The sequence below is a fragment of the Streptomyces sp. NPDC054841 genome (assembly GCF_053611045.1).
In genome coordinates this window covers 1-7512 of sequence record NZ_JBSGZO010000421.1, presented here as the reverse complement: position 1 = coordinate 7512, position 7512 = coordinate 1, and the positions used below count along the sequence as shown (strand labels likewise).

The following is a 7512-nucleotide window of genomic DNA, read 5'->3' as shown; positions in this document are numbered from 1 at the left end:
GTGCTGAGCACCGGGGCCCTTCGGCATGTACGCGCACACCTCCCGGGCAAGGGCGCGGCGCGGAACCCCGCAATGAGGCACGGTTCCTCACCCATCGGATTCCTGGCAGATCCTCCGGGTTCACCCTCAATACCGCTGGTGGGGCAGGCTGGTACGGGCCGGGCGAAGGGCCCCGATCGCCAGGCCCTCGGTCCCAGAGCGCTCAGTTAGACTCACGCGACTCACAGGCCGCAGGGGAGGCAGGACCGATGGTGCAAACGAAGAAGATTGCTCTGTACGTGGTCGTTGTCTTCGTGCTGTACACGATCATCACCTCCCCGGCCAGGGCGGCAGACCTCGTCCAGGTAGGGTTCGAGGGCATATCGAGCGCCGCGCAGGGTGTCGGCGAGTTCATGACCGAGCTCATCAAGTAGGAGTGCCCCGTGATCCGCCATCTGGTCCTCTTCAAGCTCAACGAGGGTGTCGAGCGCGACGAGCCCCGTGTCGTCGCCGGTGCGAAGGCCTTCGAGGAGCTCGGCGGGCAGATCCCGGAGCTGGAGTTCTGGGAGTGCGCCTGGAACATCACGGACCGGCCGATCGCGTACGACTTCGCGATCAACTCGGCCGTCGCGGACAAGGACGCCCTCACGCGCTACATCGAGCACCCGGCCCACCAGGCGGCCGCCGGACAGTGGCGCGAGTTCGCCACGTGGGTGATCGCCGACTACGAGTTCTGAGCTCCCCGGCTCCCCGGCCTCCAGGCTCCTCACCGCAAAGGTGAGGAGCCTTTTGTTACTTGTGCCCCAACTTGCCCTCAACACGGCGTTATACGGTGCTTGCACACAGTGGACATGTCTTGTGATGCTATGACCGCTTTTGATGGATGAGTTGACCGTCTTTGACCGCTGTTCAGTGACCGCTGTTCGACCGCTGTTCGACCGCGAAGGGGTGGCGAGACCGTGCCGGCCAGTACTGCGCCTCAAGTGCCGCCCCAGAACGAGAGCGAAGGCCGGACCAAGCCCCAGAGCCGGGGCGCGGACACCAGGGCACTGACCCAGGTGCTGTTCGCCGAGCTCAAGGACCTGGAGCCGGGCAGCACCGAGCACACACGGGTGCGGGCCGCGCTCATCGAGGCCAATCTGCCACTGGTGCGGTACGCGGCGGCCCGCTTCCGCAGCCGCAACGAGCCGATGGAGGACGTGGTCCAGGTCGGCACGATCGGCTTGATCAACGCGATCGACCGGTTCGACCCGGAGCGCGGGGTGCAGTTTCCGACGTTCGCCATGCCGACGGTGGTCGGCGAGATCAAGCGGTACTTCCGGGACAACGTACGGACCGTGCACGTGCCGCGCCGGCTGCATGAGCTGTGGGTGCAGGTCAACGGTGCGACCGAGGACCTGACGACGACTCACGGGCGGACCCCGACGACCGCCGAGATCGCCGAGCGGCTCAAGATCTCCGAGGAGGAGGTGCTCGCCTGCATCGAGGCGGGACGCTCGTACCACGCGACCTCGCTGGAGGCGGCACAGGAGGGCGACGGGCTGCCGGGCCTGCTCGACCGGCTCGGCTACGAGGACCCGGCGCTCGCCGGAGTCGAACACCGCGATCTCGTACGCCATCTCCTCGTACAACTGCCCGAACGCGAGCAGCGGATCCTTCTGCTGCGCTACTACAGCAATCTGACGCAGTCGCAGATCAGCGCGGAGCTGGGAGTCTCACAGATGCATGTGTCAAGGCTCCTCGCCCGTAGCTTCGCGCGATTGAGATCCGCAAACAGGATCGAGGCGTAACCGAAACGGGTAGACCCCTTTCAGCCCATTCCGAGGCACGCAAAAGCCGCAGACCCCCTTTTTCCTGCGTCGATCTGACGCTGTGTTGTCGACTTGTCACTACAGCGTGTTGCCGACATGTGACATTCTGCGGGAACCGCGTTTGCCGCGGCCCCGCCTCCGGTATTCAGGTGGAGGCTGCGTTCCTCCGATGGTCGCGGCCGACGCGACCGTCCGCGACCTCCAGGGGGTGGCATGTCCGCAGAACAGGGCAGCTCGAAGGTGCTCACGCTCACGCAGAGCGCTCCCTCGCCCGAAGCGCTTCCGGCGCCTGAGCCCATGGACACCCCGGTAGCCATGGAGACCCCGGTGGCCGTCGAAGCGCCGGGAGCCATCGACACCCGCACGCTCTCGCGCTCGCTCTTCCTGCGGCTGGCCGCTCTGGACCAGGACAGCCCGGAGCGTACGTATGTACGCGACACGCTCATCGAGCTCAACCTGCCGCTGGTGCGGTACGCGGCGGCGCGCTTCCGCAGCCGCAACGAGCCGATGGAGGACATCGTCCAGGTCGGCACGATCGGCCTGATCAAGGCGATCGACCGGTTCGACTGCGAACGGGGCGTGGAGTTCCCGACGTTCGCGATGCCGACCGTCGTCGGCGAGATCAAGCGCTTCTTCCGCGACACGAGCTGGTCGGTGCGGGTGCCGCGCCGGCTGCAGGAGCTGCGGCTCGCGCTGACGAAGGCGAGCGACGAACTCGCCCAGAAGCTCGACCGCTCGCCGACGGTTCCCGAACTCGCGGCGGTGCTCGGCGTGTCGGAGGAGGACGTGGTCGACGGCCTCGCCGTCGGCAACGCGTACACCGCGTCCTCGCTGGACTCGCCCTCCCCGGAGGACGACGGCGGCGAGGGCTCCCTCGCGGACCGGCTCGGCTACGAGGACAGCGCCCTGGAGGGCGTCGAGTACCGCGAGTCCCTGAAGCCGCTGCTGGCCAAACTCCCGCCGCGCGAACGCCAGATCATCATGCTGCGCTTCTTCGCGAACATGACCCAGTCGCAGATCGGCGAGGAGGTCGGCATCTCCCAGATGCACGTGTCGCGCCTGCTGACGCGAACGCTGGCGCAGCTGCGCGAGGGCCTCATCGCGGACTGATGTGAATGTGTGGGGGCCGACGGCCCCCACACCTCCGCCGGACGGCGCGGTGAGGCACTGCCCCGCGCCCTGCACACGGCAGCTGCGCGCGCTCCCCGGACTTACGGAGGACGGGCCGCCCACCGGCCCGGCTTCGGGGCTGTGCTGCCACACCCTGGCCCCCGGTCGCCCGGCTGCGACGCGACGCGCAGTGCCCAGGGGTGTCTTCGACTGCTGACGGGTTCCTAATTGACGAAGCGTCAGACAAACTGGCGCGATGGGACGCAAGCGGATCGGGTACGGACTGCTCGCGGGGACGCTGTGCCTTGGCGGGGTGCTCGCCGCGTGCGCGGGCGGGGAGCAGGGCGACGGGTATGTGGCCGTCGGGGCCGCGGGCGCCGGGGCCGAGAAGGGGCCGGCGGGAGTCGTGCCGCCCTCCGGGAAGGTCGAGTTCGTACCGCTCGACGGTGCGGCGCCTTCGCGGTCGGCCGGGCGACCGGGCAGCCCTACGGGCACAGCGCCGGAAGCCGGCGCGGATACGCATACGGGTCGGGGTACGGGCACGGGCACGGGCACGGGCACGGGCGCGCCGAACACACCTGCGCCCCCAGAGGCTCCCGGAACACCCGGGACATCGACCCCAGGGCCGCAGCCCGGCACCGGCACCGGCACGGGGACCCCACCGACATCACCCGGCACCACCCCGCCCCCGGCCCCGTCACCGCCGCCCGGCCCCGCCGTGCTGGTGGTCGGGGAGCTGCGCCGGGCCCCCGCGGACCAGCGGTGGTGCGAGAACGTCACCGTGGACTTCCGCAACACCGGTGGCGTGCCCGTGCGTTCGGGCACCGTCACCTTCGCCACGCACATCATCGGCGCGCTCGGCATCGACTGGGCGACGATCGAGTCCACTCAGCCGCTGCCCGCGCCCATCGCCGCCGGGACGGCGAGGACGACGACGTACAGGGTGTGCGTGGAGTCCTGGCGCGTCCCCCTGGGCATGCACATCGACACCCAGGACGTGCACGCCTCGTACCGGTCCTAGCCGACGCCGGCGGACCAGTACGGGCGGACCGGTGCCGACGGGCCAGTACGGGCGTGCCCGTACGGGCGGACCGGTACTAGCCGAGCGCGAGCCAGGCGACCGCCCCGAGGATCGCGATCACGGCGACGACGCCGACGATCAGCCCGACCCGGGGACCTGCCTGCGCGGGCTGCGCCGCGGCGCGGCCGCCGCGCTGCGGGCCACCCTCGTCGACGAAGGCGCGGAACATCTGGGTGCTGCCCGCCGGGTCGTAGTTGCCCTCGGGACCCTGGGGGGCGTGGGGGTTGTGTGCCATGGAGCAGGACCCTAGCGAACCCGGGTGACCCGCCCAACCCCCGGCCCGTCGCCATCGCGAGATGCACCCAACATGTCCGCACCATGACCTCGCACATGCAAAGCCTTTTGCGTTCCTTTACCCGGTGTGGCCGATTTTCGTTTGCCTGCAGCAACCAACCTCTCCTATGGTTGCCCTAAGCAACAAGATTGGGGTTTCCATGGCCGAGCGGAGTCAGTACGAGGAGCTGGCCCGGCAGATCAGCGCGATGGGCGCCGTCAAACGGGGCGTCGCACGCCTGCTCCCCGCCGAGTGCCCGTCCGGGTCCGCCGCTGTCCTGGCGCTCCTCGACCGGTACGGAGAGATGCGGATGAGCAGGCTCGCCGAGCTTCTCGCCGTCGACATGTCCGTCACCAGCCGGCACGTGGCGCACGTCGCCGAGCGCGGCTGGATCGAACGGTCACCCGACCCGGACGACCGGCGCTCGCGCATCCTGCGGCTCACCCCCGCGGGCGAGGAGCAACTGGACGACCTCGGCCGGCGCACCACCGATCTGTTCGCCCACTACCTCAAGGACTGGTCCGACGAAGACGTCGGACAGCTGAACGCGCTGCTGGCCCGCCTCCGCGACTCCGTCGGAGACTGCCGGCCCGCCCGTACGCACACGTAACAGACAAGGAAGTTCATGGCTACGACCACACCGACCGGTGTGCGGGGCGGCCACGCCAAGCATGGGGGAACCACTGCCTCCGACGGTGGCGCGCCGATGACCCACCGGCAGATCATGGAGGCGCTGTCCGGGCTGTTGCTCGGCATGTTCGTCGCCATCCTGTCCTCGACGATCGTCTCCAACGCCCTGCCGGAGATCATCACCGATCTCGGCGGCGGCCAGTCCGCCTACACCTGGGTGGTCACGGCCGCCCTGCTGTCGATGACCGCGACCACCCCGCTGTGGGGCAAGCTCGCCGACCTCTTCAGCAAGAAGCTGCTGGTCCAGATAGCCCTGATCATCTATGTCGCGGGCTCGGTCGTGGCCGGCCTCGCGCAGAACACCGGCATGCTCATCGCCTGCCGCGTCGTCCAGGGCATCGGCGTCGGCGGTCTCACCGCCCTCGCCCAGGTCATCATGGCCGCGATGATCGCGCCGCGGGAGCGCGGCCGCTACAGCGGCTACCTCGGTGCGACGTTCGCCGTAGCAACGGTCGGCGGGCCGCTGCTCGGCGGTGTCATCACCGACACCGACTGGCTGGGCTGGCGCTGGTGCTTCTACGTCGGCGTGCCCTTCGCGCTCATCGCGCTCATCGTGCTCCAGAAGACCCTGAAGCTCCCGGTCGTGAAGCGCCAGGTCAAGGTCGACTGGGCAGGTGCCCTCTTCATCAGTGCCGCGGTCTCGCTGCTGCTCATCTGGGTGACCTTCGCGGGTGACAAGTACGACTGGCTGTCCTGGCAGACCTACGCCATGGTCGGCGGCGCGGTCCTCCTCGGCGCGGTCTTCCTGCTCGTCGAGGCGAAGGCGAGCGAACCGATCATCCCGCTGCGGCTGTTCCGCAACCGCACCATCACCCTGGCCTCGCTCGCCTCGCTCTTCGTCGGTGTCGCGATGTTCGCCGGCACGGTCTTCTTCAGCCAGTACTTCCAGCTCGCGCGGGGCGAGTCGCCGACGATGTCCGGCGTCATGACCATCCCGATGATCGCCGGTCTGTTCGTCTCCTCGACGGTCAGCGGCATGATCATCACCAAGACCGGCAAGTGGAAGGCGTGGCTGGTCAGCGGCGGTGTGCTGGTGACCGGTGGCCTCGGGCTGCTGGGCATGATCCGCTACGACACCGAGTACTGGCGCATCGCGGTCTTCATGGCCGTCATGGGTCTCGGCCTCGGCATGATGATGCAGAACCTGGTGCTGGCCACCCAGAACCAGGTGGCCCCGCAGGACCTCGGCTCGGCCTCGTCCGTCGTGACCTTCTTCCGGTCGCTGGGCGGCGCGATCGGCGTCTCGGCGCTGGGCGCGGTGCTCGCCAACCGGGTCACCCACTACGTCGAGGACGGGCTCGCCGAGCTCGGTCCGAAGGCCGCGGCGATGGGCCACGGCGGTACGGCCGGCGGGGGCATCCCCGACCTGGACACCCTGCCCGCCCCGATCCGTACGGTCATCGAGAGCGCGTACGGGCACGGCGTCGCCGATGTGTTCCTGTACTCGGCGCCGTTCGCGCTGCTGGCGTTCCTGGTCACGCTGTTCATCAAGGAGGTGGCGCTGAAGAGCGCCGCGGCGCCGGCTCCGGACGCGGCCTCCGAGTCGGGGACCGCGACCGAGGGCACCGGGACCGCGACCGAGGAGACCGGGGCCCAGGCCCACTCCGTCGGAACCGAGCCCGCCGCCGCGCCGACCGCCGGCACCGGCACCGCCGTACGCGGTGTGGTCCGCGGGTCCGAGGGCGCACCCGTGGGACGGGCCGCCGTCACCCTGATCTCGCTCGGCGGGCGGCAGCTGGGCCGCTCGGTGGCACATGCGGACGGCTCGTACGCGCTGGATGCACCGGGCGCCGGTTCGTACGTCCTGATCGCCTCCGCCGACGGTTTCCAGCCGCAGGCGTCCACGGTCGTCGTCGGCGGCGAGCCGATGGCGTACGACATCCTCCTCGCCGGCACGAGCGGGCTGGCGGGTGCGGTGGTGGCGGCCGACGGCGGCGCCCCGGTCGACGGCGCGATGGTGATCGTCACCGATGTGCGCGGCGAGGTGCTGGCCGCCGGGAAGTCCGGTGCGGACGGCGGCTTCGCCTTCGGCGAGCTGGTGCCGGGCTCGGTGACCGTCGCGGTGAACGCCACCGGGTTCCGCCCGCTGGCGCTCCCCGTGGAGATCGGCGGCCAGGGCGTGACCCGTGTCGAGGCGGCCCTGCGGGCCGGGGCGCTGCTCCAGGGCACGGTACGGGCCGGCGCCGGCCGGCGGCCGCTGTCCGACGCCCGCGTGACGCTGATCGACGCCGCGGGGAACGTCGTGGCCAACGCGACGACCGGCGAGGACGGCGCATACGCCTTCGCCGACCTGGACGCGGGCGAGTACACGGTCATCGCGACCGGCTACCCGCCGGTGGCGGCCGCGCTCACGGTGGCCGGACACGGAATCGACGGCCACGACATCGAACTCGCCCACGCGGGCTAGGGGGTGCCTTGTGGATCAGGCCGGCAGCGACATCTGCGGCTACCGCCGCGGGGCGAGCGGGGTCTGGTGCGTGCAGCTGCAAGGCGGAGGAGGGAGCCACTGCGGAGCATTGGCGACTGACGACAACGCAGCGGATGCGCGTGCCAGGGCACGCGAGCCC

Annotated in this window: 8 protein-coding genes; 7 read left to right on the top strand and 1 reads right to left on the bottom strand. The window is 70.1% G+C overall.

What is annotated here, in order from left to right:
* Nucleotides 1-248: 248 nt before the first annotated feature.
* The 5 genes from ACWGI8_RS35255 (at nt 249) to ACWGI8_RS35235 (ending at nt 3921) form a co-directional block, all read left to right on the top strand.
* A complete protein-coding gene (locus tag ACWGI8_RS35255; protein WP_453667278.1) occupies nt 249-413 on the top strand; it encodes a hypothetical protein in 165 nt (54 codons plus the stop codon).
* Between the two features lie 9 nt (nt 414-422).
* Nucleotides 423-716 carry a Dabb family protein gene (locus ACWGI8_RS35250; RefSeq protein ID WP_453667276.1) on the top strand — a complete coding sequence of 98 codons (294 nt, stop codon included), beginning with the start codon at nt 423-425 and terminating at the stop codon, nt 714-716.
* Between the two features lie 222 nt (nt 717-938).
* On the top strand, nt 939-1769 hold the full coding sequence (locus ACWGI8_RS35245) for an RNA polymerase sigma factor SigF (protein WP_453667274.1): 831 nt from the start codon (nt 939-941) through the stop codon (nt 1767-1769).
* Between the two features lie 234 nt (nt 1770-2003).
* On the top strand, nt 2004-2900 hold the full coding sequence (locus tag ACWGI8_RS35240) for an RNA polymerase sigma factor SigF (RefSeq protein WP_453667272.1): 897 nt from the start codon (nt 2004-2006) through the stop codon (nt 2898-2900).
* A 256-nt stretch (nt 2901-3156) separates the two neighbouring features.
* Nucleotides 3157-3921: a hypothetical protein gene (locus ACWGI8_RS35235; RefSeq protein WP_453667270.1), complete on the top strand. Its 765-nt coding sequence runs from the start codon at nt 3157-3159 to the stop codon at nt 3919-3921.
* Nucleotides 3922-3997: 76 nt separating this feature from the next.
* Here ACWGI8_RS35235 and ACWGI8_RS35230 read toward each other — a convergent pair whose 3' ends face one another.
* On the bottom strand, nt 3998-4216 hold the full coding sequence (locus tag ACWGI8_RS35230) for a hypothetical protein (protein WP_453667268.1): 219 nt from the start codon (nt 4214-4216) through the stop codon (nt 3998-4000).
* A 199-nt stretch (nt 4217-4415) separates the two neighbouring features.
* Between ACWGI8_RS35230 and ACWGI8_RS35225 the strand changes: the two genes are divergently transcribed.
* Nucleotides 4416-4865, top strand: a complete 450-nt coding sequence (locus ACWGI8_RS35225) for a MarR family winged helix-turn-helix transcriptional regulator (RefSeq protein ID WP_453667266.1) — start codon at nt 4416-4418, stop codon at nt 4863-4865.
* Between the two features lie 15 nt (nt 4866-4880).
* Entirely contained in the window at nt 4881-7352 is a 2472-nt protein-coding gene (locus ACWGI8_RS35220) for an MFS transporter (RefSeq protein WP_453667264.1), read from the top strand.
* Nucleotides 7353-7512 lie beyond the last annotated feature (160 nt).

Coding starts and splice junctions, on each gene's coding strand:
- ACWGI8_RS35240 (WP_453667272.1), top strand. CDS start 2,004: ATGTCCGCAGAACAGGGCAGCTCGAAGGTGCTCACGCTCACGCAGAGC.
- ACWGI8_RS35235 (WP_453667270.1), top strand. CDS start 3,157: ATGGGACGCAAGCGGATCGGGTACGGACTGCTCGCGGGGACGCTGTGC.
- ACWGI8_RS35220 (WP_453667264.1), top strand. CDS start 4,881: ATGGCTACGACCACACCGACCGGTGTGCGGGGCGGCCACGCCAAGCAT.
- ACWGI8_RS35230 (WP_453667268.1), bottom strand. CDS start 4,216: ATGGCACACAACCCCCACGCCCCCCAGGGTCCCGAGGGCAACTACGAC.
- ACWGI8_RS35255 (WP_453667278.1), top strand. CDS start 249: ATGGTGCAAACGAAGAAGATTGCTCTGTACGTGGTCGTTGTCTTCGTG.
- ACWGI8_RS35225 (WP_453667266.1), top strand. CDS start 4,416: ATGGCCGAGCGGAGTCAGTACGAGGAGCTGGCCCGGCAGATCAGCGCG.